Genomic DNA, 24,929 nt, shown 5'->3' with positions numbered 1-24,929 from the left:
GGGGCGGCAGCGCCGGCCGGTTCTTTTCCTCAGATGGCCGGCCAGGTGTGGACCGGCGCGTTCGACTGCTGGAGCGACCGGTAGCGAAGCACCATCTCCTGCAGCGCCGCGGTGCGGTTCAGCCCTCGGCGGTGCTCGGCCGCCCACACCGCCTCGGCCTGCCAGCTGGCCCCGTTGCGGCCCAGCCGGCAGCGGTCCTCGATGACTCCGAGCAGACGATCACGATGGACCTGGTCGACGCCGAAGCGCGCCAACCCGGCGTACGCCTTGGGAAGCAGGACCGATCTGACCAGATCGACCACCGGGGTTTCGCCGATGCCGGGCCAGAAGACCGTTGCCTCGATGCCGCGGCGCGCGCCGACGTGGAAGTTGTCCTCGGCCGCGGCGAACGTCAGCTGCGACCAGATCGGGCGTTCCTCCTCGGCGAGTTGCCGGATCAGGCCGAAGTAGAACGCCGCGTTGGCCAGCAGGTCGACGACGGTCGGGCCGGACGGGATCACCCGGTTTTCGACCCGCAGGTGCGGACGGCCGTTCATCACGTCGTAGACCGGGCGGTTCCAGCGGTAGACCGTGCCGTTGTGCAGGCGCAGCTCGCCGAGCCGGGGCACCCCGCCGGCCTCCAGCACCGCCACCGGATCTTCTTCCTCGAGGATCGGCAGCAGCGGCGGGAAGTAGCGCACATTTTCCTCGAACAGGTCGAAGACCGACGTGATCCAGCGCTCGCCGAACCAGACCCGGGGGCGTACGCCCTGCGCCTTGAGCTCGTCCGGCCGGGTGTCGGTGGCCTGCTCGAACAGCGCGATCCGGGTCTCCGCCCAGAGCCGCCGCCCGTGGAAGTAGGGCGAGTTGGCCCCGATCGCGACCTGAATGCCGGCCACCGCCTGGGAAGCGTTCCAGTAGTGCGCGAACCTGTCCGGCGGCACTTGCAGGTGGAACTGCACGCTGGTGCAGGCCGCCTCGGGCGCGATCGAGTCGCTGGCACTCTGTAGGCGCTCGACGCCTCTGATGTCGAGGTGGAACTGCTCGCCGCGGGCGCCGACCATCTCGTCGTTGAGCAGGCGGTAGCGGGCGTTGGCCGACAGGTTGGCGAGCACCAGGTGGTCGGGGGCGAGCGTGGGCAGCATGCCGATCAGCACCAGTCCGGCCTCGCTCGCGGCGGCACAGTCGGCGCGCCGGAGGCTGTCGAGGACGTCCCGCTCGTACTCCCCGAAGCCGTCGCCGGAAATCCGGCGCGGCCGTGTGTTGAGTTCGAGGTTGAACTGTCCGAGTTCGGCCTGGAAGGTGGGATCGCCGAGGCCGGCGAGCACTTCGGCGTTGCGCATGACCGGCTGCGCCTGGGCGTCGATCAGATTGAGTTCGATCTCGAGCCCGGTCATGCCGTTGTCAGTTTCGAACGATTCCCGGTCGAGCATGATCGCCAGGGCATCGAGGCAGCGCCGCACCTTTTGTCGGTATTGGACACGATCCTCGGGTGCGAAGACAGCGGTTAAAAGATCCTTGCCCACTTACCCCTCCAGGCCCACTGACCTTCTGAACAGCCCGGGCGTTCAATAACTAGGACAAAATGGACGTTTGATCACCACTCTGTGAGCGCGTATACGCGCTCGGTCTACCTTGCCATTCACGATGAACCGGCGCTAGATACGAAAGAGCCGCCGTCCGATATCCGGACGGCGGCTCGATTGTGGAAGGTCAGTCCTGGCGGATGGCCTCGCCCTCGATCTCGATCTTGACCTTCTTGCCAACCATGACGCCACCGCTCTCGAGCGCCATGTTCCAGGTCAGACCCCAGTCCTCACGGTCGATCTCGGTCGTGGCGGTGAAGGCGAAGAGCGACTTGCCATAGCCGTTGACCGCGGCGCCGTCGAACTCGACGGTCAGCTCGACCGGCTTGGTCACGTCCTTGATCGTCAGCTCGCCGTCGAGCACGAACTCGGCGCCGGCGTGCGACTTGATGCCGGTGCTGCGGAACTCCATGGTCGGGTACTTCTCCGACTCGAAGAAGTCGCCGCTGCGCAGGTGGTTGTCGCGGTCGACCTGGCCGGTCTCGATGCTCTGGGTGTTGATGGACGCGGTGACGGAGGACTGCAGCGGGTCCTCGCCAACCGTGATGGTGGCGGTCGCCTCGGCGAACTGCCCGCGCACCTTGGCCACCACGAGGTGGCGCGCCACGAAGCCGACCCTCTTGTGCGCGGCATCGAGCACGTAAGTGCCGGCAACCGGGATGTCGAGGCCATCGAACTTGCGGGTGCCGACTGCGGACTCGGTCATGACGTTTCCTTCTCTCGAAGAGCTTGGTCAGGTGGGGAGTTGTTGTGTGACACAGCAACTATATGCCAAGCAATATTCCGCTTGTCAAGTGGTTGAGGTAGGATCGCACCCGTGAGTACGGAACTGGACGACCCTCGCTTCACCGCCTTCGGCCTGTTCGCGGAGGCTTTCACCGGGCTGACCAACCGCTTCGCCGGGCAGTTCGAAGAGCACCGGCTGTCCCAGGTCGAGTTCGAGGTCCTGATGCGTCTGGCCCGCTCGCCCGGCAGCCGCCTGCGCATGACCGACCTCGCCGGCCAGACCTCGCTGTCGACCAGCGGCGTGACCCGGGTGGTCGACCGGATGGACCGCGACGGCCTGGTCCGCCGCGAGGCATGTGCGAGTGACCGCCGCAGTTCCTATGCGGTGATCACGACCGAGGGCCGGCAGCGTCTCGACGAGGTGCTGCCCGGTCACCTCGAGCTCCTGCAGCAGTGGTTCATCGGTCAGTTGACCCCCGAACAGCTCGACGTTCTTCTCGACGCGATGCGCGCGATCCGCGATGCGGTGAACCCGTGCGCGACGGCCGGTAGCACCGACGAATCGCAGTCTGACGCAGCGTAACGGGGTTTACCGGGCAACCGGCAGAACTACCGGCAGAACAGGGCGACTCGGCCGGGTAAACGGACATATTGCCCTGGTAGGCCGTGCTTCCGCGGCTACTGTGATCCGCGCAAGGGGGATGCGGCGCGACCGAGGCGACGGACGCGGGGCTGACGGGGGAGCTATCGTTCTCGCCGCGTTACTGGTGGGGCGTTGTGATGGCCGGCGCGTGGGGGGCACGCTTTGCCGGCCGTCCGCGCCACGCCGGTGGGCCGCTCCCCCTGCGCAAACCTCTACCGCTGGGCGACTTTCTACAGCTGGGCGACGACTTCCGGTCCCAGGCGATCGAGTTCCCGGGCGACCAGCGTGATGCCGTTCGAACGCAGGAGCTCGGCCAGCCGGCGGATGCCCGCGGCACGTTCCTCCGCGTCGGGCGTGCTGACGATCAGTCCGACCAGGGCCTCCACGACGTCGCGAGGGTCGTGGGCCCCCTCGTACGCATCGGCGGCGCGACCGAAGAACTCGGCCGCGAGTTTCTGATCGCCGCGTCGCAGCGCGATCGCGGCCTCGACCACCGCGGCCGGGCCGTCCGGCGTGATGTCGTCCGACACCCGCAACCGGGTCAACACCTCCTCGGCCTCGCTCGAGTGACCCGCCTCGGCCAGCGCCAGCCCGATCGTCGCCAGCAGCCGCCGCCGGTGGTTGGGATCGCCGATCCGCTCCAGCTCGATCATCGCCCGCCGGCCCAGCCGCTGCGCCTCGTCGGGCCGGCCCTGAAGCCGCGCCACCTCGGCCAGGTTGGCCAGCGCGACCGCGCGCAGCCGATCGTCGCCGCCGTCGCTCGCCAGCTGGTCGACCGCGGCCAGCCGGCGCCGGGCCGCGGCCAGGTCGCCCTCGCGGATCTCGTGCCAGATCAGGTTGTTCTCGGCCACCGCCATGTCGCGGACCTTGCCGCTGCGCTGCGCCAGCGCGAGGGCCGCCTCGCCGTGCCGGCGGGACGCGCTGTAGCCGCCGGTCGTCATCCACAGGGCGGCCAGCATCGTGTGTGCGGTCGACTGCCCGGCCGCCAGGCCGAGGTGCTCGAACTCGGCCACCGCCGACTCGACCGACTCGATCTCCTCGGCCCCGGCGCCGTGCTCCAGCGCCAGCTGCGCCAGCCCGACCTTGGCCCACGCGCGGACCGCCGGGTCGGCGTCGGCGGTGCGCGGGTCGTCGAGCAGCCGCCGCAGCCACTGCCGGCCACTGACGTCGCGGCCCCGGAACCGCCACCAGCGCGGCAGCGACGCCGCGATGCGCAGCGCGACCTCGGGCTCCTCGCGGGCGGCGAAGGCGAGCGCGGCCCCCAGATCGCCGGCGACGTCGTCGAGCCGGCTCGCGGCGTCGAACAGCCGGTTGCCGACCAGGTCGGGCGCGATGTCCTGGGTGAGCTCGGCGAGCAGTTCGGCGTGCCGGCGCCGGCCGTCGAGCAGCTCGCCCTCGGCCGCCGCCCGCTCGGCGCCGTAGTCGCGCACCACGTCGAGCAGGCGGAACCGGAACGTCCGGCTGCCGCGGACGCTGAGCAGACCGAGTTCGAGCAGCCGGTCGAGCAGGTGCACGACGTCGGAGCCGTCGGTCTGGGTGCCCGCGGTGATCTGCTCGGCGAGCGCCAGCGACCAGCGGTAGCGGAACATCGACAGCCGCCGCAGCGCGTGCTGCTCACCGGCGTTGAGCAGGCGATAGCTGGCCGCCACGGCGTCGCGCAGCGAGACCACCGTCTCGGGGCCGGCGCCGCCGGGGCGGGAGAGGTCGAGGACGCGGTCGCCGTACCGGTCGAGGATCTCGGGCACGGTCAGCACGCGGCTGCGCGCCGCGGCCAGCTCGATCGCCAGCGGCAGGCCGCCGAGCCGGCGCACCAGGGTGGCCAGCGGCGCGATCTCCTCGGGTTCCAGCGGCGTGCGGCGCACCCGGCTGAGACGTTCCAGGAACAAACCAACGGCCGGGTACGCCGAGATCTCCGCGAGCGTGGTTTCCGACTCGGTCGGCGGCGTGAGCAGCGGCGCCAGCGGCCAGACCCGTTCGCTCGGCAGGCCCACCGGGTGCCGACCGGTGGCCAGGAAGCGCAGCGTCGGGATGCGCCCCAGGAGCTGAGCGAGCATCTCGGCCGCGGCCTCGGGCGCCCGCTCGACGGCGTCGACGAAGACCAGTGCCGGCCGGCCGCCGAACCGGGGCGTCAGGTCTTCCGGGCGGCCGACGCCGAAACCGGCCGCGACGCTGGCCGCGAGCTCGCCGGCCGAGGCGTTGTCGGTGACCACGATGCCGGCGACGCCACCCGGATAGAAACCGGCGACCCGGTGGGCGACCACGAAGCCGAGGCTGGTCTTGCCGACGCCCGCGATGCCGACCAGGGTCACGCCGCGCGGCCCGTCGGTCGCCGAGAGACGGCCGGCCAGCTCGTCGAGATCTTCGTCGCGGCCGACCAGCTCGAAGGCGGGTGGCGGTGGCATGCGCAGGAAGGCGGTCGGCGGCAGCGCCTCGTCGGGGGCCTGCCCGCGCGCGGCGGCCAGGAAGGCCTCCCGGTCGGCGGCGGCCAGGCCCAGGGCGGCCGACAGCAACTCCACCGTCGTGCGCTGCGGCCGGGACGCCCGGCCACGCTCGAGATCACGGACCGTCCGGACGCCGATCGCGGCCCGGACGGCCAGCTCCTCCTGGGTCAGACCGGCCCGTAACCGGTGCCGGCGCAACACGACGGCGAAGCCGGAACCGCCCTGGTCCGCCCCCTCGTCCGCTGCCATGATTCGAACCTAGGCACCGCTGTCTATACGCGGCGAGCCAGGACCCGTCGTTGTCGGGAAGCGGACGCATTCCCTGCCCGAAAAAGCCGGAAAGTTACAGTCCGAGTCCGCGGGCGATCAGCATGCGCTGCACCTCGGAGGTGCCCTCGCCGATTTCCAGGATCTTGGCGTCGCGGTAGAACCGGCCCACCGCCGACTCGTTCATGAAGCCGTAGCCACCGTGCACCTGAGTGGCATATCGACTGTTCTCCATGGCCGCGTTGCTGGCGTTCAGCTTGGCGATCGCGGCGTACCGCTTGAAGTCGTCACCGGCCAGCATGCGGGCCGCCGCGTCGTAGTAGCCCAGCCGGGCAGTATGCGCCCGCAGCTCCATGTCGGCGATCAGGAACTGGACAGCCTGGTAGTTGCCGATCGTGCGCCCGAAGGCCTGGCGCTGGCCCGCGTATTTGACCGACTCGTCGACGCAGCCCTGGGCCAGACCGACCGAGAGGGCGGCGATCGCGATCCGGCCCTCGTCGAGGGTGCGGAGGAACTGGGCGAAGCCGCGGCCGCGCTGGCCGAGCAGATTTTCCGCCGGTACGCGTACGTCGTCGAAGGACAGCTCGTGGGTGTCCGACGCGCACCAGCCGACCTTCGAGTAGCCCGGCGCGACGGTGAACCCGGGAGTGCCCGTCGGGACGATGATCGTGGAGAGTTCCTTGCTGCCGTTCGGGTTGGTGCCGGTCGCCGCCATGACGTTGACCAGGCACGTGATGTCGGTGCCCGAGTTGGTGATGAACGCCTTACTGCCGTTGATCACCCACTCGTTGGTCGACTCGTCGAGGACCGCGCGGGTGGCGATCGCCGCGGCGTCGGAGCCCGAACCCGGCTCGGTCAGGCCGAACCCGGCCAGCGCCTCGCCGGCGATCAGGCGGGGCAGCCAGCGGGCCTTCTGCTCGGCGGTGCCGAAGCGGTGGATCGGCATCGCGCCGAGCGAGACCCCCGCCTCGAGGGTGACGGCCAGCGAACTGTCGACCCGGGCCACTTCCTCCAGGGCGATGCAGAGCGCGAAGTAGTCGCCGCCCATGCCGCCGTGCTCCTCCGGGAACGGCAGGCCGAACAGGCCCATCTTGCCCATCTGGCGGACCAGGTCGTAGGGGAAGGCCTTCTTCTCGTAGAAGTCGGCGATCACCGGCGCGACCTGTTCCTGGGCGAACTCACGCACGGACTCGCGCAGGGCTTCCTGTTCCTCGGTGAGGCGGAAGTCGACCATGACTGCTCCTTGGGGCGGAGAGGATCAGACGGGCGTGACGCCGTGGCGGCGCCGGGAGAAGCTACGGTCCTTGCCGCGCGCGGCGGCGTAGCGGCGGATGAGCTCGTCGCGCAGGTCGGCCGGCTCGACGACCGTGTCGACGACGAGTTCGCTGGCCAGGCGCATGATGTCGATGTCGCGCTCGTATTCGGCTCGGCGCTCGGCAACGAACTGGGCCCGCTCCTCGTCGGAACCGAGGGCCGCGATCTTGTTGGCGTAGACCGCGTTGACCGCTGCCTCCGCGCCCATCACCGCGATCTTGGCGGTGGGCAGCGCGATCGTGGCGTCCGGGTCGAAGCCGGGGCCGGCCATCGCGTACAGGCCGGCGCCGTAGGCCTTGCGCACGATCACGCAGATCTTGGGAACCGTCGCCTCGGAGATCGCGGTGATCATCTTGGCGCCGTGGCGGATGATGCCCTGCTTCTCGACCGCCGAGCCGACCATGAAGCCGGGCACGTCGGAGAGGAACAGCAGCGGCACGTTGAACGCGTCGCAGAGCTGCACGAACCGGCTCGCCTTGTCGGCCGAGTCGACGAAGAGCACGCCGCCCTTGAACATCGAGTTGTTGCCGACCACCCCGATGACCTCGCCGTCGAGCCGGGCGAAACCGATCGTGAGCTCCCGGGCCCAGAGCGCCTGGATCTCGAAGAACGAGCCCTCGTCGACGATGCCCTTGATGTAGCGCCGCATGTCGAAGGCCTGGCGCTCGCTGGCCGGCACCAGAGCGGCAATGTCCATTTTGCCCGGTTGACCGGCCTCGGCCGACGGCGGCTGCTGCTGCCAGTTGGACGGCAGGTAGGAGAGGTAGGAGCGGACGACGTCGAGCGCTTCCTGCTCGGTCTTGCAGAGGAAGTGGCCGACACCCGACTCGGCGGTGTGCACGCGGGCGCCGCCCATCGCCTCGAGCGTCGTCTTCTCCCCGGTGACCATCTCTACCATCCGGTCGGATCCGAGGTACATGCTGGCGTTGCCCTCGACCATGGCGACCACGTCGCAGAAGGCCGGAATGTAGGCTCCGCCGGCGGCCGACGGACCGAACAGGGCACAGACCTGCGGAATCGCGCCGGAGGCGCGAACCTGGGTGTGGAAGATCTTGCCGGCCCCGCGACGGCCCGGGAACAGGTCGACCTGGTCGGTGATGCGGGCTCCGGCCGAGTCGACGAGGTAGACCATGGGAACCGAGGTCTGATAGGCGCGCTCGATGATTCGGATGATCTTTTCGACCGTACGCGCGCCCCACGAGCCCGCCTTGACCGTCGAGTCGTTCGCCATCACGCAGACGTCGCGGCCGTCGATCCGGGCGATTCCGGTGATCACGCCGTCGGCGGGCAGCCCGTCGGCCAGGCTGTTGGCATAGAGCCCGTCCTCGACGAACGAACCGTCGTCGACCAGCAAGGCGATCCGCTCGCGGGCGAAGAGCTTGCCCTTGGCCGCGTTGGCGGCGTGGTAGCGCTCGGCGCCGCCCGCCATCACGCGCTTGCGTGTCTGGGCGAGCGAATCGTCGTCGATCGTCACACGACCTCCCGAACCTGAACGATCGTTCCTACTTAACGATCGTTAGGGTATCCCATCCGGGAAGACCGGGGCAACGACGGGCGGGAGCCCCCGCCGGTTGCGGAGACTCCCGTCCGTTTTCACTGCTACCGATGCCGTGGAGGGGCACCGGGTGGTACCCGACGTCGCGTGACGTCGGCTCGAGTCGCGCCCGGGACCGGCGCAACCCGGGTTTCCGCTATCGCCCCGTTCAGCGCAGCGTGTTCAGGAGGCCCAGGCCACCGAGGCCCGAGCTGTCGCTCATCCCGCCGACGGTGTCGGTCAGGCTCGCGACCGGCGACGCCTCGGTCGACTTGGACTTGCCACGGGTGTCCTTGTCGCCGTACTTGCCGTTGTCGTCCTTGTTGCCCTGGTATCCCGCGGTCGCCGGCTCGGTGCCGTTGCCGTAGCCGCTGGTGGCGGGCTCGGTGCCGTTGCCGTAGCCGCTGTTCGCCGGCTTGGTGCCGTTGTCGCCCGCGTACTGGCCGTTGTCGTCGCCCTGGTTGCCGTTGTCGCCGTCGTTCTGGCCCTTGTGACCGCCCTTGTGGCCATTGTCGCCACCGAGGACACCGTGACCGTCGTGACCGTCGTGACCGCCGTGGTGGCGGCGACCGTTGCCGTCGATCCACACGTCGTCGCCGCCGAAGACGTCGTTACCGCAGGCCGCGGCCGAGCTGGCCCCGCCGAGGATGCCGAGCGAGTTGCCGCAGGCGTTGATCGGGATGCTGATCGGCGCCGCGATCTGGGTGCCGTTCAGGATGCCGTTGTTGTCGCCGTTGCTCTGGTTGCCCCAGCCACCCTGCGCCGACTCGATCCGGTTGCCGGAGACGGCGTGCGAGTTGGCCGAGCCGAGAGCCGCGATCGAGTTGCCGGACAGGTTGACCGGGAGGCTGATCGGCGCGTACAGCTGGGTCCCGTTGAGGATCCCGTTGTTGTCGCCGTTGCTCTGCCAGGCGCTCTCGGTGACCTTGCCGCTCTCCCGGTGGAACCGGTGCACGCGGGTGCCGCCGAAGACGTCGTTGCCACAGAGGGCCTGCGAGTACGCGCCGCCGAGCAGGGCGATCGAGTTGCCACAGGCGTTGATCGGAACGCTGATCGGCGCGTAGATCTGGGTGCCGTTGAGGATCCCGTTGTTGTCGCCGTTGAACTGGCCGCCGCCGTTGCCGCCCCACCCGCCCTCGGTGGTGTGGCCGCTCTCGGCCCGCCGGCTGTGGACGTCGTTCGCCGCGGCCGCGGCCGAGTTGGCCTCGCCGGCCACCGCGACCGAGTTGCCGGCGATGTTCAGCGGCACGCTGATCGGCAGGTACGCCTGGGTGCCGTTGGCGATCCCGTTGTTGTCGCCGTTGAACTGGCCGACGTGCGTGCCCTCGACCCGGTTGATCCCGGTGCCGAAGGAGTTGGCCTCGCCCAGGATGCCGACCGAGTTGCCGACGATGTTCACCGGCACCTGCACCCCGGTGACCAGCTGGGTCCCGTTGAGGATGCCGTTGTTGTCACCGTTGCTCTGGTGGGCGTCGGCGTGCGCGGCGCCCGGGGCGAACAGCAGGGCGCCGGCGGCCAGGACACCGACGCTCAGAGTCTTGCGAACCCAAGTCTTCATAAGAAGAAGTGCCTTTCAGAAATGTACTTCGAATTGGGGGCGTACATATTCAGTTGGAATGGCGTTCCGGAACTGCATTTCGGGCGCAGCGGTGCCCTGGCGCGATTTCTCCTGCCCTGACCCCGCTTGTCGACGTGCGCCCATTCGGCGCCTTCGGTACGGGTGTTGTGACGGTTTTGGCGCGTGCCGACTCGCCGCTCGTTCGCGAGCGGTCAGGGAATCGGTCTGCGGACGCCTGGGCCGGCGTCAAACGCTTGTCACAGCGAACCTTCTCAACCTGACATCGGGCCGAGTTCAGGCCCTCGTCATGGTGAGAGAGCTTCGCTAGTCAGGTGAGACGGTCGGGGCCTCGGCGTCGTGACGCCGGACCTCGACATCGGACGCGATCGGGAGCAGATGGCTCGCCATCGTGCTGTCCGCGATCGCCGCCGGAAGGAAGGCCGGAGCCCCACCCTCCGTCGGTGTCCCCGACCCACTGGTGGCCGGAGTGCCGCTGGCGTCCCCGAGGTGCAGCTGCAGAGGCGCAGCCGGTACGTCACCCCCGGGGTTCTCCTCGCTGACCGTCGCCGGCGCGTGGATCGCCGAAGCGACACGGTGCCGATGGTGGACGGACGGGAGGGAGACGACCTTGACGTGCCGCGTCGGCGCACTCGCCCGGGGGACGGTGGCCGCGGCCGGCAGGGTCGGCGGGATCGGGTTGCTCGCGCGGTTCGTGACGGGAGCGGTCCGCGGCGTCCCGGCGGCCGGCGTGCGTGCCACCGGCGCCGGTTCTTCGTCCGGCCGCACCGGCTTCGCAGCCGGATCGGGCGGCAGGTCGGTGACCGGGCGCGAATCCGAGACGGCGGGTTCCGTCATCGAGGCGAGCAACTGGTGGGTGGTAGCGGGACCGCCGGTGAGGCGGATAGGCCCGGCCACCTCCCCCAGGACGTGGTCGACAGCGCCGATGGCGGCGCCGACCGGGGTTCTGGCGTGATCGTGGCCCGTTGCACCGTGCTTCCTCGCCGGGCGGGTCAGAACCTGCCTCGGTAGATCGAGAACGGCGGCCACGACGTGGTGCTGATGGACCGGGGAGACGGACTCCAGCGGCTGGGCGGCCGCTGTCAGGAGTCCGGAGACTCCAGAGGATTCGCCGTCGCCGACGATGGACCCGAGCAACGAGCCGGACGGCCCGTCGGTCCGGTCCGCGGCGTGCGCGGCGGCACCGGTGAGCAGCCAGGCCGCTCCGGCCAGGCCGCCGACGACGAGAACGCGCAGTCCCCATCGGGTGCGTCGGGCCCGGCGCCCCGTCCGCCGCTCCGCCCCCTGGATGTGAGGCGGCATGAGCGCGGAGACACCGGTGGGCGGCACCGACAGCGGGAACGCCGTGCGCAGGCGCTCGACCCCCAGCCCCGTCATGATCCGCCCCTCGTCGCCGAATTCCGACCGGTGGCGAATTCGTCGCGTTGGAAGATCGCGACGATATCGGCCACTCGGTATTGGTAACGAAGCGGCCTTGCGGGGGTCACGCCGCCAAAAGGGAAAAATGATCGCAGTGTGCTGCGGCAGAAATCACACCAATCGGGTGCGGGGGCCGGCTCGCAGAACACCCGACGGCAGCGTACGGCCGAGCATCTTCTCCGCCATCTCGGCCGTTTCGATTAGCCGATCGAGATCTATTCCGGTGTCTATGCCCATGTCATGCAGCATGTGGACGACCTCTTCGGTGGCCACGTTGCCCGACGCGCCGGGGGCGTAGGGGCAGCCGCCGATGCCGCCGACACTGGCATCGAACTCGGTGATGCCGAGATCCAGGGCGGTCAGGATGTTCGCCAGACCCGTGCCGCGGGTGTTGTGGAAGTGCAGCAGGTCCGGGCGTACGGAAGACAGCAGATCACGCACCCGGCGCGGAGTCGCCATGCCGGTCGTGTCGCCGAAGGCGATGCGGTCCGCGCCGTCGGCGCGGACGCGAGCCACGATGCCCGCGACCCGGTCCGGGTCGATGTCGCCCTCGAACGGACAGCCGAAACTCGTTGCGACGATCACCTCGAGCGTCGCACCGGCCGCGTGGATCAGCGGGATGAGCTGGGCGATGTCCTCAAGGGACTGTTCGGTCGAGCGGTTGAGGTTGCGCTGGTTGTGGGTGTCGCTCGCCGAGACGACGACCTCGATCTCGCGGAAACCGGCGGCGATCGCCCGCTGCGCGCCGCGCGTGTTGGGGATGAGCGCCGAGTAACGTATGCCCGGATTTTTCGCGACCCGCGACCAGACCTCGTCGGCGTCGGCCATCTGCGGGATGGCCCTCGGGTGTACGAACGAGACCGCCTCGATCCGCCGGACGCCCGTGTCGCTCAGCGCGTCGATCAGCTTGACCTTGGCCTCGGTCGGGACGGGTTCCTCGTTCTGCAGCCCGTCCCGCGGGGCGACCTCGCGAATACTCACCGACGACACCATGATCACCTCATCCGCGAAACGATGCCGGTGTCGTAGTCACCGGACCGGAACTCGTCGTTGTCCAGCAGCTCGGCGAAGAACGGCAGGTTGTTTTTCGGCCCCGCGATCTGGAAGCCGGCCACCGCGGCCCGGGCCCGGGCGATCGCGTCGGCCCGGTCGCTGCCGAAGACGATCAGCTTGGCCATCAGCGAGTCGTAGTGCGGCGTGACCGTCGTGCCCTCGGCATAGCCGGAGTCGACGCGTACGCCCTCGCCGGACGGCTCGGCCCAGGTCACGACCTTGCCCGGGCCGGGCAGGAAACGCTTCGGGTCCTCCGCGTTGATCCGCAGCTCGATGGCGTGGCCGGTGGTCGGCCGGTCGACGTCGAAGTTGGGTGCGAGGCCGGAGGCGATGCGCAGCTGCTGCTCGACCAGGTCGGTGCCGTGGATCAGCTCGGTGATCGGGTGCTCGACCTGCAGGCGGGTGTTCATCTCGAGGAAGAAGAACTCGCCGGTCGCCGGGTCGAGCAGGCATTCGACGGTGCCGGCGTTGCGATAGCCGACCGCCTCGCCGGCCTTGACCGCGGCGGCCAGAAAGCGTGCTCGCAACCCGGGGTCGACCGCGGGCGACGGCGCCTCCTCGACCAGCTTCTGGTTGCGGCGCTGCACCGAGCACTCGCGCTCGGAGAGGGCGACCACCCGGCCGTCGGCCAAGCCGAGAATCTGCACCTCGACGTGCCGCACCCGGGGGAAGTAGCGCTCGATCAGCACCGAGGCGTCGCCGAACATCCGCTCGGCGAACGCGCGCACCTTGGCGTACTCGGTGGTCAGGGCCGCCTCGTCGGCCGCGACCGCCATGCCCATGCCACCACCGCCGGCGGCCGCCTTGACCATGACCGGATAACCGATCGCGGTCGCCGCCTCGATCGCGGCCTCCACAGTGGCCGCGGGGTCATGGCTGCCCGGGGCCACCGGCACGCCGGCCTCGGCCATCAGGTTGCGCGCGTTGATCTTGTCGCCCATCGCGGTGATCGCGGCGGCGGGTGGCCCGACCCAGATCAGGCCGTTGGTCTCGACCGCGCGGGCGAAGTCGGCGTTCTCACTGAGAAAGCCGTAGCCGGGGTGGATCGCCTGCGCCTTGGTCTCCTTCGCCGCGGCGAGGATCACTTCGGCATTGCGGTACGCCTGAGGCGCGCCGATGCAGATCGACTGGTCGGCCTCGGCCACGAACGGCAGGCCCGTGTCGGCTTCGGAGTAGACCGCGACAGTTCTGATGCCCAGCCGCTTGGCCGTCCGGATGATCCGGCGCGCGATCTCGCCCCGGTTGGCGACGAGGAGCGACTCGATCATCAGTGACCCACCAGCGCGTGGACCGTCGCCTCACGCAGCAACGCGGCGCGGCGCCGGCGGTCGACCTCGCCGCCCAGGAACGGCGTCGAGTTCATCAGGCCGAACGCCGAGTGAGCGAGCACCCGGGCCTCGGGCGCGTCGAGATCGGGCCGCAGCTTGCCCAGCACCTCCACCCACTCCTCGACATAGAGACGCTGCAGACGACGGATCTGCCGGCGTGGCTCCTCGGGCAGACGGTCGAGTTCGTGCAGGTGCAGCGCGATGACGGCCGGGTTGGCCAGCGCGAACTCGACGTGGAAGTCGATCAGGTCGGCGAGCGCGGCCTCGGCGTCGTCGGGATGCAGGGCGACCCGGGCCTTACCCCCGTGCAGCAGGCCCTCGCTGACCGGGATCAGCGCGGCGACCAGCATCGCCTCTTTGCCCGCGAAGTGGTGATAGAGCGCCGGTCCGGTCACCCCGGCCGCCGAGCCGATATCGTCCATCGAGACGCCGTGATAGCCGCGGGCCGCGAACAGGCCCACGGCGATCTCGAGGATCTCGTCGCGGCGCGAGCGCCGCCGAGGTGCGGGCGGGCCCGGCCGCTGGTGCTGATCAACCGTCGTCACGAGGCAACTCTAACCCGATGTCAAGCCATCGCCTTAACGGACGTTCAGGCGCTCGTCGATTACCTTCGTCACGACCATGGCCACCGCCGGCCCGGGCGCTTGGGCTGGTCCTTGGCCGCCTGCGCGGCCTCGGCCTGCAGCTCGATCAGGCCCGGCCGCTCCGGCGCGTCGGCCGGCAGCCGCTCGAGCACGCCCTTGAGCAGGGCCTCGGCCTCGGCCGGTTCACCCGCCCGGAGCAGCACCTCGGCCAGCATGCTGGTCAGACGGTCGGCGTCGGCGAGGGCTCCGAGATCACGCAGCCCGGCCACCCCGGACCGCAGTTCGGCGATCGCGTCGTCCCACCGCTCGGCCGACATGAACACCCGGCCGCTCTCGAACGCGGTCATCCAGCGCTGCCAGATCGCGTTGGGCACCTGGGCCATCTCGGGCGGCAGGGCACCGAAGAGGTCGGTCACCCGCTGCGCGGCCGCCTCCGCCTCCTCCGCCCGGCCGGCGAAGTGCAACGCGCTGACCTGCCGGCGCAGCGCCCGCAACTCGCCGATCAGGTCGCCGGCCTCGTGCAGATCGGCCGCCGCGGCCCCGAACGCCGCGGCCGCGTCGGCGTCACGGTCCTTGCGATAGAGCAGGTCGGCCAGGGACTCGCCGACCGGGGCCCGGCCGGCCGGGTTGTCGGTCAGCCGCTCGATCAGCTCGCGGTAGCCGGCCAGCGCGCTCTCGTCGTCACCCAGCGCCCGATAGAGGTCGGTGAGCAGGAAACGGACGTCGTTCGCCGGCTCGTTCAGGCCGAGCCGTTCGAGCCGCAGCAGCGCCTCCTCCGCCACCTCGGCCGCCTCGACCGGCCGGTCGGCCAGCCGGTAGGCGTGGGCCAGGTCGATGCGGGCGAAGGCCGACGCCTCGGGCAGGTCCTCGGCGGCGGCCAGCGCCACCGCCTCGACCAGGTCGTCGATCGCCTCGGCCGGCCGTTCCAGGCTCATCAGCGCACGGCCGCGACCCGCCCGGGCGGCCAGCGCCGGACCACGGGCGCCGCTCACGATCGTCTCGCCGAACAGCGACACCTTTTCCTTCGGGTCGTCGATCAGCTGGGCATAGAGGGTCGCGACCTCGCCACGACGCGAGGCCGGGCCGTGCGCCCGATAGAACTCCCAGGCGAAATGGGCGGATGAACGGGCCTCGTCGATGCGCTCGGCCGCGACCAGGGCCCGGGTGCGCAGCAGCGCGGCGATCGCGGCCAGACGCGGCCGGCCGGCCTCGGTGGCGAACTGCTGGCCACGCTCGGCCGCCGCGACCGCCTCGTCGACGCGGCCCTGGTGGAAGCGCAGGCTGCTCAGCCGGCTGAAGGCGCCGCCCCGCTCGAGCGGGCCGCCGTGCTCGTCCTGATAGGCGATCTCGGCCAGGGCCGCGGCGTCGTCGGCCTCGCCGCCCTCCCGCGACGCGTGCTCGAGGGCGATGCGGGACCGGGCGACCAGCAACTGCTCGGTGGCTCCGGCCTCGGCGAACAGCTTCTCGGCCTGCTCCCACGCGGTCAGCATGCCGGCCGGATCACCGGCGTTCTGCCGCACGTCGCCGCGCATCATCAGCCGGCGGCCGGCCAGCACCGGGTCGTCGAGCTCGCCGAACCGGGCGTCCAGCTCGTCGAGGGTCGCGGCCAGCGCGGCGTCGCGATCCTCCCGGGCGTGCTCGCGAGCCAGATCGAGCAGCTCGGCGGCGGTCGCCCCGGCGGGGATCTCGGGCCGAGGCTCCGGCGCCGCCTGCGCCACGGGGGCGGCGGACGGCCGCCGGCTCGGCGACAACACCAGGTCGATGCCGTACGGCTGAGCACCGATCTCGGCCTCGACCAGCCCGCTCTGGTGATCAGTCCCGTTACGGGCGTCGAACCTCGCGGCCATCGCGCGCGCCCGGGCCGCCATCTCGGGCGCCAGCTCGGCCACGGTGATCTCATCGCGGCCGGCCCGGCGTACGGTCAGCTCGCCGTGCCCCAGCTCGGTCAGCCGGCGCAGCAGCAACGCGGCGTCGGCGGCGAACATCATCTCGGCCCCGGGCGACGGCGCCTTCTCCAGCCAGTCGATATGCCGCTGGAGGATCTCCAGACCGCGGTGCTCGTTGCCGGTGCGGGCGCAGAAGCCGATGTGCGTGCCGATCTCCCACAGGTCGGCCAGCCGGGTGCGCTCCAGCCGATAGGCCCGCCGGTGCGCGTCGGCCGCCTTCTCGGCCTCACCGGTGCCCAGATAGGCCTCCATCAGGTTGTTGAGGATCTGCTGCGGCTGCTCGCTGCAGGTCAGCCGCCCGGCCAGCACCGGCTCGGCCAGCGCGACCGTCTCGGCGAAGCGCCCACGATCGTTCAAATAGGACGCCACCGACGTCGGGTCGCACCCGGCGCAGTCGGACAGCTCGTCGCGCGGCGTCGCCTGCCAGCGCTCGAACCAGGCCGCCGTCTCGTCGGCCCGGCCCACGTGCGAGGCGACCAGATAGCGATGCTTGTAGACGGCCTGGAGACTGTGCCCGCCCTCGCGGTAGCGGCGCTCCATGTCGTCGAGCACCGCCCGGGTGCGCTCGAGCGGCACCTGCGGGAACTTGGTCATCGTGCTGACCATGGTCTTGAACAGCCACAGCAGCGTGTGGGTGTGCCGGCCGTGATGCGGACCCGGGTTGTTGTCGAAGTCACTGACACACCAGGAGAAGGTGACGAACGCCTTGGCCGGCTCGCCACCGTAGATGTACGCCTGGGTGGAGAGCAGCCGGGCGGTGAACGCCAGATCGGCGTCGCCTGCCTCGTCGACCTGCCGCAGCAGTTCGTCGTAGACGGCGATCTGACCCGCGCCGTACGGCATTTCGTAGGCGCGCTCCAGGAGCTCCCACAGTTCCTGAGCGGTCCTCATCGGTTCTCCCCCTCCGGCATCGCCCGGTCGAGCAGGCCCATGAACGACGTGGTGAGCAGGGCGGCGTCGGCGGGCCGGATCGGGTGGTGGCCGAGCATCAGGGCCTGGCCGTAGAGCGACTCGACGGCCAGGCCGGCGAGCTCCGGGTCGGCCAGCGCGACCACGCGGCGCACCAGCGGATTGCGATAGTTGAGCACCAGTTGCGGCCGGTCGGGCGGGGCGGTGGCGGCCAGCGCGTCGAGCACGCCGCCCCACAGGTCGTCGGCCTTCTCGCGGCTGGTCGTGAACTGCTCGTGGAACGCGGCCGCCCGGCTGACCAGATAGAGCGCGGGGAGGTTGGCCGGATCGAAGGTGCGGATCACCACCTCGCAGCCGAGCCGGTCGAGGCGCCGCTGGGCCACGGTCAGGAACGGGTGCAGCTGGAACTCGATGTCGGGGTCGAGGCCGGTGAACCGGGTCGAGAGGTCGGTCGGGTCGAGCCGCTCGGCGCGGACCTCGGGGTCGGCCGTGGACAGCCGCTCGATGATCTCGGCGTCGTACACGTAGCCGCCGTTGATCAGGCCGACCTCCTGGGCCGCGGCCACGGCGGCGAGCTGGCGGAACTCGTCGGTGGTGGCCGCGTAGCGCAGAACGCCGTGACGGGATCGGAAGTCGGCCAGGGTGACCTGGCCCATGTTGGTCTCCATCGGGTACCACTGCTCGACCAGGCGCAGCATCTCGTCGTCGTGCAGGGCGAGCGCCTTGACGCCGAGGTGGTGGATGCCGAGGAACCGGCCCAGCCGGTGCGGGTCGGTCGCGGCCAGCCGCACCAGCCAGCCGCGCAGCTGGTCGGCGATCGCGTCACGCGTGTCGTTGAGCAGGCCGTCGTCGTAGAGCGCCTCGCGGCTGGCGGTCGGGCGCAGCTCGGTGCTGTCGACCACGCAGCGGGCGAAGAACGCCCAGTCGGGGAGCAGGCCCTCGACGCTCTCGGCCAGGAGCATGCGCTTGAGGTAGACCCGGTGGCCACCGCGAACCGCCGGGTTGACCGGGGTGGGCAGCACGAACGCGGCCCCGGTCAGGCCGGCCTCGGGCACGTTCAGCTCGATCACGTCGAACGGCTGGAAACCGAAGACGCGCTCGCCGTACGCCAAAAGACCGTTGCGCCCCATCTCCCACGGCAGCCGACCGGCCGTCACCGACTCGCCGTCGACGGTCACCGCGACGGGAAGCAGCGAACCGTAGAGCTCGGCCAGCTCGCGTACGGTCGTACCGGAAAGAAGCGACTCGCTGCCGCGCCGCGGCAGCAGGGTGACCGTGGTCCCCGGCTCGCGTTCCTCGCCTGGGCGCACCTCATAGCGACCGTCGGACGAGCCGATCCACAGGACGGCCGGAGCGCCCGCCCGGCGGGTGTGCACGTGGATCTCGTCGGCCACCAGGAAGCACGAGAGCAGGCCGATGCCGAACTGGCCGAGGAACTCGTGGCGCTGGAAGCCCAGCTCATCGCGCTTGGAGCTGCGGCCGATCGTGGCCAGCAGCTCGTGGACCTGCGCCTCGGTCAGCCCGATGCCGTTGTCGCTGACCCGCAGCCGGCCGTCGCCGGTGACCAGGTCGACCCGGCCCTGCTCGGCGTCGCCGGTCGCGGTGATCGCGTCGACCGCGTTTTGCAGCAGCTCACGGATGTAGACGCGCGGGCTCGCGTAGAGATGGTGGCTCAGGAGGTCGACGATGCCCCGGAGGTCGACCTGGAACGTGTTGCTCACGGCGGAGAAAGTACCGGTTCCCTCCGACAAAAGCGGGGCGCCTTGATCCTTTTGAGAAAATCGAGGCCACCCCGTTCAAAGATCGAGATCAGGCGAGCTTGCCCGGCTCGGCACCCTTCACGATCGGGGCCTTGACCAGATTGCCCCACTCCGTCCAGGAACCGTCGTAGTTACGAACCTGGGGATAACCGAGCAGGTGCTGCAGCACGAACCAGGTGTGACTCGACCGCTCGCCGATCCGGCAGTACGCGATGATGTCGTCCGACTCCCGCAGCCCGAGCTCGTCGCGATAGATCCTGGTCAGCTCGTCGGCCGCCTTGAAGGTGCCGTCGTCGTTCGCCGCCGACTTCCACGGCTTGCTCGCCGCGCCCGGGATGTGACCGCCGCGCAGCGCACCCTCCTGCGGGTAGGCCGCCATGTGGGTCAGCTCACCCGTGTATTCCTGCGGGGAACGCACGTCGACCAGCGGCCGGCCGCTCGCGATGTGCGACATGACCTCGTCGCGGAAGGCCCGGATCGGCTCGTCGCTGCGCACCGGCACCGGGTAGGACGCCGCCGGGCGGGCCGTCTTCTCCCGGGTCAGCTCGCGGCCCTCGGCCGCCCACTTCTGCCGGCCGCCGTCCAGCAGGCGAACGTCGCGGTGGCCGAAGAGGGTGAAGACCCAGAGCGCGTACGCCGCCCACCAGTTGAAGTTGTCGCCGTAGAAGACGATCGTGTCGTCGCGCCCGATGCCCTTGGCCTCGCACATCGCCGCGAACGCCTCCGGGTCGAGGTAGTCGCGGGTGACCTGGTCGTTGAGCTCGAGGTGCCAGTCGACCTTGACCGCCCCCGGGATGTGCCCGGTGTCGTAGAGGAGCACGTCCTCGTCCGACTCCACCACCACGAGGCCGGGGGTGTCCAGGTTGGCGGCCAGCCACTCGGTCGTGACCAGCTTGTCGGGGTGCGCGTACGCCTGCAGCTGCGGCGCCGGATCGTTCGGAATCGACATGGTTGTCACGCTATCTCTCTGTCGCTCACAGGACTCAGGGTCGGCCGCTTGGCCGTGATCATCGCGCCCGACGACTGCCCGCGCAGGTGCCGGCGGAACCAGGGCGCCAGGTGGTCGCGGGCCCAGCGCAGATCGGCGCCGCGGGCGAGCAGCCACGGTGTGGGCTCGGGCATCGGCGGCACCAGCATCCACTGTTCGTCGACGCCGACACCGAGCACGTTGAGCACGTGACCGGCGACCCGGCGGTGGCCGGCCGCCGAGAGGTGCAGGCGGTCGGGGGCCCACATCTCGGGGTGGTGGAAGGCGTCGTCGGCGAACAGGTCGATCACATAGGCACCGTACTTCTCGCCCAGCTCGGCGACGCCGTCGTTGAGGATCGCCGCGCGCGGCCCGATGATCCGCTGGGCCGGCAGGTGGGCGGTGACGTCGGCGAACCGGAAGAGGATCACGTCGGCGCCGCTCTCGCGCAGCCGTTTGACCATCGGCTCGAAGCGGTGGACCAGGTCATGGGTGTCCATCACCGGCCGGAGCACGTCGTTGCCTCCGGCCGCGACGCTGACCAGGTCGGGGTGCATGGCCAGAGTGGCCTCGAGCTGGTCGTCGACGATCTGGTCGAGCACCTTGCCCCGGATCGCCAGATTGGCGTAGCCGAAGTCGGGGCCGGCGTCCACCGCCAGTCGGGCCGCCACCAGATCGGCCCAACCGCGATAGGTGCCGTCGGGGTAAGGATCGTTGAGACCCTCGGTGAAGCTGTCCCCCATCGCCACGAAGCTGCGCCAGGTCATCGCGCCTCCTGAACGTCTCTTCACCGGTAGTTGCTCCAGCAGTTTTCCACCGGACAGGGAGCATCGGCAGCGTGATGATGGCGACACACGGATAACCGGTCGCTACCCTACGGCGGCCTCGCTACGGTGCACCCCATGCTGTTGCGGATGTCCAGGCTGCTGCTCAAGACCCTGCGCGAGGAGCCGGCCGACGCTGAGGTGCCGAGCCATCGGCTGCTGCTCCGGGCCGGCTTCATCCGCCGCGCCGCGCCGGGCGGCTACACCTGGCTTCCGCTTGGCAAGCTGGTGCTCGACCGGGTGACCTCGATCGTCCGCGAGGAGATGACCGCGGTCGGCGGTCAAGAGGTCTCGTTCCCGGCACTGCTGCCCCGCGAGCCCTATGACGTCAGCAACCGCTGGACCGAATACGGCTCGTTGCTGTTCACTCTTCAAGATCATCGCGGCGGCGACTACCTGCTCGCACCGACCCACGAAGAGATGTTCACCCTGCTCGTGCAGGACATGACCAGCTCCTACCGCGATTTCCCGCTGGTGCTCTTCCAGGTGCAGACCAAATTCCGCGACGAGGCGCGGCCCCGGGCCGGCCTGCTGCGCGGCCGCGAATTCCTGATGAAGGACGCCTATTCCTTCTCGCTCACCGACGGTGAGCTCCAGCAGACGTACGCGGTGATGCGTGCCGCCTACCAGCGAGTCTTCTCGCGCCTGGGTCTCTCGCACGCGATCGTCGCCGCGGTGTCGGGGGCGATGGGCGGTTCCGCCTCAGAGGAGTTCCTGGCTCCGGCCGACGTCGGCGAGGACACGTTCGTCGGCTGCACCTCGTGTTCGTACGCGGCCAACACCGAGGCCGTCGTGGTCTCCTCGCCCACCGTTTCGGACTCGTCGTGGCCGGCGCTGGAGGAGCACGACACCCCCGACACTCCGACCATCGCGTCACTGGTCGACCTGGCCAACTCCCGGGCCCTCGGCGGCCGCTCCGACTGGACCGCCGCCGACACGTTGAAGAACGTCGTGGTCACGGTCAAGCACCCCGGCGCCCGGTCTGCGGAGCTGCTGATCATCGGAGTGCCGGGCGACCGCGAGGTCGACATGAAACGCCTCGAGGCCGCGCTGGCCCCGGCGACCGCGACCCTGTTCGACGACTTCGCGTCCCGGCCCGACCTGGTCAAGGGCTACATCGGCCCGCAGGGCCTCTCGGCGCGCTACCTCGCCGACCCCCGCGTCGCCCCCGGCACGGCCTGGCTGACCGGCGCCAACGCGCCCGGCCGGCACGCCACCCACGTCGTGGCCGGCCGCGACTTCACCCCCGACGGCACCATCGAGGCGGCCGAGGTGCGGGCCGGCGACCCCTGCCCGGCCTGCGGCGACGGCTCCCTGACACTGCGCCGCGGCGTCGAGATCGCGCACATCTTCCAGCTCGGCCGGCACTACACCGACGCGTTCAAGGTCGAAGTGCTCGGCGCCGACGGCAAACCGGTGCGCCCGACCATGGGCTCCTACGGCATCGGCCTCTCCCGCGCGGTCGCCGTGATCGCCGAGCAGCACCACGACGACCACGGTCTGCTGTGGCCCGACGAGGTCGGCCCGGCCGACGTGCACGTGGTCGCGGCCGGCAAGGACGGTCAGGTCGAGGCCGCCCTGTCGCTCGCCTCCTCGCTCGTCGAGGCCGGCCTGCGGGTGCTCGTCGACGACCGCCCCAACGTGTCGGCGGGCGTCAAATTCACCGACGCCGAGCTCATCGGCATCGCCCGGTCCGTCGTGGTCGGCCGCCGTTTCCCGGACGGGTACGCGGAAATCCGCGACCGCCGCAGCGGTGAGCGACACGATGTGGCACTCGACGAGGTCCCGGGTGTAATCAAGAAGTCACTCGGGTACCGCACAGGGAACGGGCGGGAGGTGTGACCATGGCCAGACTGGTTGCTGACGTGATGACGCGCCGGGTGGTTTATCTACCCGAGGGCACCATGCTCGACGAGGCCGCCCAGGCCATGCGCGACCAGGGCATCGGCGATGTCGTCGTCACCCACGGCCCCACCATCATGGGCCTGGTCACCGACCGCGACATCGTGATCCGCGCGATCGCCGAAAACCTGCCGCCCAAGACCACCACGCTCGGCTCGATCAGTTCGCACGAACTGCTGATGATCGAGCAGTCGGCCACTGTGGACGAGGCCGTGCACGCGATGCGCGAGCGCAACGTTCGCCGCCTCCTGGTCTGCGACGCCGACCGCAAGGTGGTCGGCATCATCAGCCTCAGCGACATCGCCCTCGCCCCGGCCGCCGCCTGACCCGGCGTTTCAGGGCGCTGGCCTCCGTTTTCGGGCTTCCGCTGCTCCGGCGTAGGGTCGTTTCCGTGAGTGACATGCCCCCGAAGCTGACCGAGATCGTCGACGAGTTCGCCTCCGCCCCTCGCGACGTGGTGCTCGAAATGCTGCTCGAGTTCTCCGACGCGGTGCCCCCGCTGCCCGCCGAGCTGACGCACGAGGGCATGGAGCAGGTGCCGGAGTGCCAGACCCAGTTCTTCCTGAAGGCCGAGGTCCAGCCCGACGACACCGTGGTCAGCTACTTCGACTGCCCACCCGAGTCGCCGACCACCCGGGCGTTCGCCGGCATCCTCTCCGAGGGCCTCGCCGGCGCGACGGCCGAGGAGATCCTGGGCGTCCCCGACGACCTCTACGCCCGGATGGGCCTCTCCCAGGCGATCAGCCCGTTGCGCATCCGCGGCGGCGCGGCGATCCTGGGCCGCCTGAAGCGGCAGATCCGCGACCAGTTGGGATAGGCGCGGTCACGGCCTACCGTGTGATCCGTGGATATTCAGGTCTGGTCCGATGTCATCTGCCCCTGGTGCTACCTCGGCCGGCGTCGCCTGGAGCGGGCGCTGAGCGAGTTCCCGGGCGACGTGAAGGTGACCTATCGGGCCTATCAGCTCGACCCCTCGCCGGTGCCGCAGCCGCTGCCGATCAAGGAGGCGCTGGCCGCCAAGTTCGGCGGTTCGTCCCGCGCCGACCAGATGTTCGAGCACGTCACCGGCGTCGCCGCGGCGGACGGATTGAGGCTCGACTTCGACCACGCGATCGCCGCCAACACGTTCGACGCCCACCGGCTGATCGCCTGGGCCGCCGGACAGGACCGCCAGCCCGACATGCTCGACGCGCTCCAGCGGGCCCACTTCCAGAACGGCGTCGACATCGGCTCCCGCACCGCCCTGGCCGACATAGCGGCCGGCCTCGGGCTGAGCCGCGACGCCGCCCTGGCCTACCTCGAATCGGACGCCGGCACCAACGCCGTCAACGCCGACCTCAACGAGGCCCGCGAACTCGGCATCACCAGCGTCCCGACCTTCGTCATCGACGGCAAATACGCCGTCCAGGGCGCCCAGGAGTCCGCCACGCTGGTGGCCGCCCTGGAAGAGATCACCCGCCGCGAAGCCGTCGACGCCGGTCGATAGCGTTTCACGTGGAACCACCTGCCATAGGCCGCCCTTTCGACGGCAGGCCGCCACTCACGCGACCTCGCGGGCCAGCCCGTCGATGACCTCGGCACCGGGCAGCGCACCGAGAGCCGGCCCGGCAATCGCGATCTTGCTGTGCCGCACACCCGAGCCGATGATCACGTGCGGGGTGGCCACAACCCGCGAATCGACGAGGATCGGCCAGTCCGCGGGCAGCCCGATCGGCGTGATGCCGCCATATTCCATGCCGGTCTTCGCCACCGCGTCGTCCATCGGCGCGAAACTGCACTTCCGCACGTCCAGGTGGCGCCGCACGACCCCGTTCACGTCGGCGCGGGTCGTCGCCAGGATGATGCAGGCCGCGTAGCGCGTGATCTCACCCCGGCGACCGGCCACGATCACGCAGTTCGCCGACTCGTCGAGCCCGATCCCGTAAAGCTCGCAGAACGCCGCCGTATCGGCCAACTCAGGATCGATCGGCGCGACCATCACCTGGTCGGCGTCGACCGGCGCCTCAGCCGGCCACACCTCCAGCGCCTTCGCAACCGGCGCCGCGAGCAGGTCGGGGCGGGACTGGGCAGGTTCGAGCTTCAGGCTTCCCATCACGATCGCCATCCTTGCTCAATCCCGGCCCACCAGAAACCTCGCCACACCCCAGTGGCCCAATCCCCATGGCCCCGAG

At 70.2% G+C, this 24,929-nt stretch carries 20 protein-coding genes; 5 read left to right on the top strand and 15 right to left on the bottom strand.

Features of this window, described 5'->3' with window-relative positions:
• Nucleotides 1-29: 29 nt before the first annotated feature.
• Both AB0M88_RS01260 and AB0M88_RS01255 read right to left on the bottom strand, forming a co-directional pair.
• A complete protein-coding gene (locus AB0M88_RS01260) occupies nt 30-1,505 on the bottom strand; it encodes a glutamate--cysteine ligase (RefSeq protein WP_364093646.1) in 1,476 nt (491 codons plus the stop codon).
• Between the two features lie 187 nt (nt 1,506-1,692).
• Nucleotides 1,693-2,271: a YceI family protein gene (locus AB0M88_RS01255; protein ID WP_364093643.1), complete on the bottom strand. Its 579-nt coding sequence runs from the start codon at nt 2,269-2,271 to the stop codon at nt 1,693-1,695.
• A 111-nt stretch (nt 2,272-2,382) separates the two neighbouring features.
• Between AB0M88_RS01255 and AB0M88_RS01250 the strand changes: the two genes are divergently transcribed.
• On the top strand, nt 2,383-2,874 hold the full coding sequence (locus tag AB0M88_RS01250; protein WP_364093640.1) for a MarR family transcriptional regulator: 492 nt from the start codon (nt 2,383-2,385) through the stop codon (nt 2,872-2,874).
• A gap of 290 nt (nt 2,875-3,164) precedes the next feature.
• Here the strand turns inward: AB0M88_RS01250 and AB0M88_RS01245 are convergent, their stop codons facing one another.
• The 12 genes from AB0M88_RS01245 to AB0M88_RS01190 all read right to left on the bottom strand — a co-directional run bounded on the left by AB0M88_RS01245 (nt 3,165) and on the right by AB0M88_RS01190 (nt 20,799).
• Nucleotides 3,165-5,624 (bottom strand): tetratricopeptide repeat protein, encoded by a 2,460-nt coding sequence (locus tag AB0M88_RS01245; RefSeq protein ID WP_364093637.1) that lies wholly within the window; start codon nt 5,622-5,624, stop codon nt 3,165-3,167.
• Nucleotides 5,625-5,718: 94 nt separating this feature from the next.
• Complete coding sequence (locus AB0M88_RS01240; protein ID WP_364093634.1) at nt 5,719-6,876, bottom strand: acyl-CoA dehydrogenase family protein; 1,158 nt, start codon at nt 6,874-6,876, stop codon at nt 5,719-5,721.
• Between the two features lie 24 nt (nt 6,877-6,900).
• The gene (locus AB0M88_RS01235; protein WP_364093632.1) at nt 6,901-8,430 is read right to left on the bottom strand and encodes an acyl-CoA carboxylase subunit beta; all 1,530 of its coding nucleotides are present in this window, start codon (nt 8,428-8,430) and stop codon (nt 6,901-6,903) included.
• Nucleotides 8,431-8,659: 229 nt separating this feature from the next.
• Nucleotides 8,660-10,048, bottom strand: a complete 1,389-nt coding sequence (locus AB0M88_RS01230) for a chaplin family protein (protein WP_364093629.1) — start codon at nt 10,046-10,048, stop codon at nt 8,660-8,662.
• A gap of 324 nt (nt 10,049-10,372) precedes the next feature.
• Nucleotides 10,373-11,443: a hypothetical protein gene (locus AB0M88_RS01225; RefSeq protein WP_364093626.1), complete on the bottom strand. Its 1,071-nt coding sequence runs from the start codon at nt 11,441-11,443 to the stop codon at nt 10,373-10,375.
• A 153-nt stretch (nt 11,444-11,596) separates the two neighbouring features.
• Nucleotides 11,597-12,478, bottom strand: a complete 882-nt coding sequence (locus tag AB0M88_RS01220; RefSeq protein WP_364093624.1) for a hydroxymethylglutaryl-CoA lyase — start codon at nt 12,476-12,478, stop codon at nt 11,597-11,599.
• Nucleotides 12,479-12,480: 2 nt separating this feature from the next.
• The gene (locus AB0M88_RS01215) at nt 12,481-13,806 is read right to left on the bottom strand and encodes a biotin carboxylase N-terminal domain-containing protein (RefSeq protein ID WP_364093622.1); all 1,326 of its coding nucleotides are present in this window, start codon (nt 13,804-13,806) and stop codon (nt 12,481-12,483) included.
• Entirely contained in the window at nt 13,806-14,411 is a 606-nt protein-coding gene (locus tag AB0M88_RS01210) for a TetR/AcrR family transcriptional regulator (protein WP_364093619.1), read from the bottom strand. The genes AB0M88_RS01215 and AB0M88_RS01210 overlap by 1 nt, the downstream gene beginning before the upstream one ends.
• Nucleotides 14,412-14,479: 68 nt before the next feature.
• Entirely contained in the window at nt 14,480-17,287 is a 2,808-nt protein-coding gene (locus AB0M88_RS01205; protein WP_364093617.1) for a tetratricopeptide repeat protein, read from the bottom strand.
• On the bottom strand, nt 17,284-19,026 hold the full coding sequence (locus tag AB0M88_RS01200) for an HSP90 family protein (RefSeq protein WP_364093615.1): 1,743 nt from the start codon (nt 19,024-19,026) through the stop codon (nt 17,284-17,286). The genes AB0M88_RS01205 and AB0M88_RS01200 overlap by 4 nt, the downstream gene beginning before the upstream one ends.
• A gap of 88 nt (nt 19,027-19,114) precedes the next feature.
• The gene (locus AB0M88_RS01195) at nt 19,115-20,014 is read right to left on the bottom strand and encodes a sulfurtransferase (RefSeq protein ID WP_364093612.1); all 900 of its coding nucleotides are present in this window, start codon (nt 20,012-20,014) and stop codon (nt 19,115-19,117) included.
• A 5-nt stretch (nt 20,015-20,019) separates the two neighbouring features.
• Nucleotides 20,020-20,799 carry an SGNH/GDSL hydrolase family protein gene (locus AB0M88_RS01190; protein ID WP_364093611.1) on the bottom strand — a complete coding sequence of 260 codons (780 nt, stop codon included), beginning with the start codon at nt 20,797-20,799 and terminating at the stop codon, nt 20,020-20,022.
• 135 nt (nt 20,800-20,934) lie between these two features.
• Here AB0M88_RS01190 and AB0M88_RS01185 point away from each other — a divergent pair, with 135 nt between their 5' ends.
• From AB0M88_RS01185 to AB0M88_RS01170, 4 genes are all read left to right on the top strand, one after another.
• Entirely contained in the window at nt 20,935-22,698 is a 1,764-nt protein-coding gene (locus AB0M88_RS01185) for a proline--tRNA ligase (protein ID WP_364093609.1), read from the top strand.
• A 2-nt stretch (nt 22,699-22,700) separates the two neighbouring features.
• Complete coding sequence (locus AB0M88_RS01180) at nt 22,701-23,084, top strand: CBS domain-containing protein (protein ID WP_364093606.1); 384 nt, start codon at nt 22,701-22,703, stop codon at nt 23,082-23,084.
• Nucleotides 23,085-23,149: 65 nt separating this feature from the next.
• Nucleotides 23,150-23,575, top strand: coding sequence for a SufE family protein (locus tag AB0M88_RS01175; RefSeq protein WP_364093603.1), 426 nt, complete (start codon nt 23,150-23,152; stop codon nt 23,573-23,575).
• A 27-nt stretch (nt 23,576-23,602) separates the two neighbouring features.
• Nucleotides 23,603-24,244, top strand: a complete 642-nt coding sequence (locus tag AB0M88_RS01170; protein ID WP_364093600.1) for a DsbA family oxidoreductase — start codon at nt 23,603-23,605, stop codon at nt 24,242-24,244.
• Between the two features lie 54 nt (nt 24,245-24,298).
• Here the strand turns inward: AB0M88_RS01170 and AB0M88_RS01165 are convergent, their stop codons facing one another.
• Nucleotides 24,299-24,850, bottom strand: coding sequence for a YbaK/EbsC family protein (locus AB0M88_RS01165; protein ID WP_364093944.1), 552 nt, complete (start codon nt 24,848-24,850; stop codon nt 24,299-24,301).
• Between the last annotated feature and the right edge of the window lie 79 nt (nt 24,851-24,929).

The organism is Actinoplanes sp. NPDC051411, from assembly GCF_040682075.1.
Taxonomy (GTDB): Bacteria; Actinomycetota; Actinomycetes; order Mycobacteriales; family Micromonosporaceae; genus Actinoplanes.
Note: the sequence above shows the minus strand (reverse complement) of the source record. Positions and strands in the feature narration are given on the sequence as shown.

Excerpts from the sequence above, each read along its gene's own strand:
- AB0M88_RS01255 (WP_364093643.1), bottom strand. The coding sequence starts at position 2,271 with ATGACCGAGTCCGCAGTCGGCACCCGCAAGTTCGATGGCCTCGACATC.
- AB0M88_RS01245 (WP_364093637.1), bottom strand. The coding sequence starts at position 5,624 with ATGGCAGCGGACGAGGGGGCGGACCAGGGCGGTTCCGGCTTCGCCGTC.
- AB0M88_RS01240 (WP_364093634.1), bottom strand. The coding sequence starts at position 6,876 with ATGGTCGACTTCCGCCTCACCGAGGAACAGGAAGCCCTGCGCGAGTCC.
- AB0M88_RS01230 (WP_364093629.1), bottom strand. The coding sequence starts at position 10,048 with ATGAAGACTTGGGTTCGCAAGACTCTGAGCGTCGGTGTCCTGGCCGCC.
- AB0M88_RS01225 (WP_364093626.1), bottom strand. The coding sequence starts at position 11,443 with ATGACGGGGCTGGGGGTCGAGCGCCTGCGCACGGCGTTCCCGCTGTCG.
- AB0M88_RS01220 (WP_364093624.1), bottom strand. The coding sequence starts at position 12,478 with ATGGTGTCGTCGGTGAGTATTCGCGAGGTCGCCCCGCGGGACGGGCTG.
- AB0M88_RS01215 (WP_364093622.1), bottom strand. The coding sequence starts at position 13,806 with ATGATCGAGTCGCTCCTCGTCGCCAACCGGGGCGAGATCGCGCGCCGG.
- AB0M88_RS01205 (WP_364093617.1), bottom strand. The coding sequence starts at position 17,287 with ATGAGGACCGCTCAGGAACTGTGGGAGCTCCTGGAGCGCGCCTACGAA.
- AB0M88_RS01195 (WP_364093612.1), bottom strand. The coding sequence starts at position 20,014 with ATGTCGATTCCGAACGATCCGGCGCCGCAGCTGCAGGCGTACGCGCAC.
- AB0M88_RS01190 (WP_364093611.1), bottom strand. The coding sequence starts at position 20,799 with ATGACCTGGCGCAGCTTCGTGGCGATGGGGGACAGCTTCACCGAGGGT.
- AB0M88_RS01185 (WP_364093609.1), top strand. The coding sequence starts at position 20,935 with ATGCTGTTGCGGATGTCCAGGCTGCTGCTCAAGACCCTGCGCGAGGAG.
- AB0M88_RS01180 (WP_364093606.1), top strand. The coding sequence starts at position 22,701 with ATGGCCAGACTGGTTGCTGACGTGATGACGCGCCGGGTGGTTTATCTA.
- AB0M88_RS01165 (WP_364093944.1), bottom strand. The coding sequence starts at position 24,850 with ATGGGAAGCCTGAAGCTCGAACCTGCCCAGTCCCGCCCCGACCTGCTC.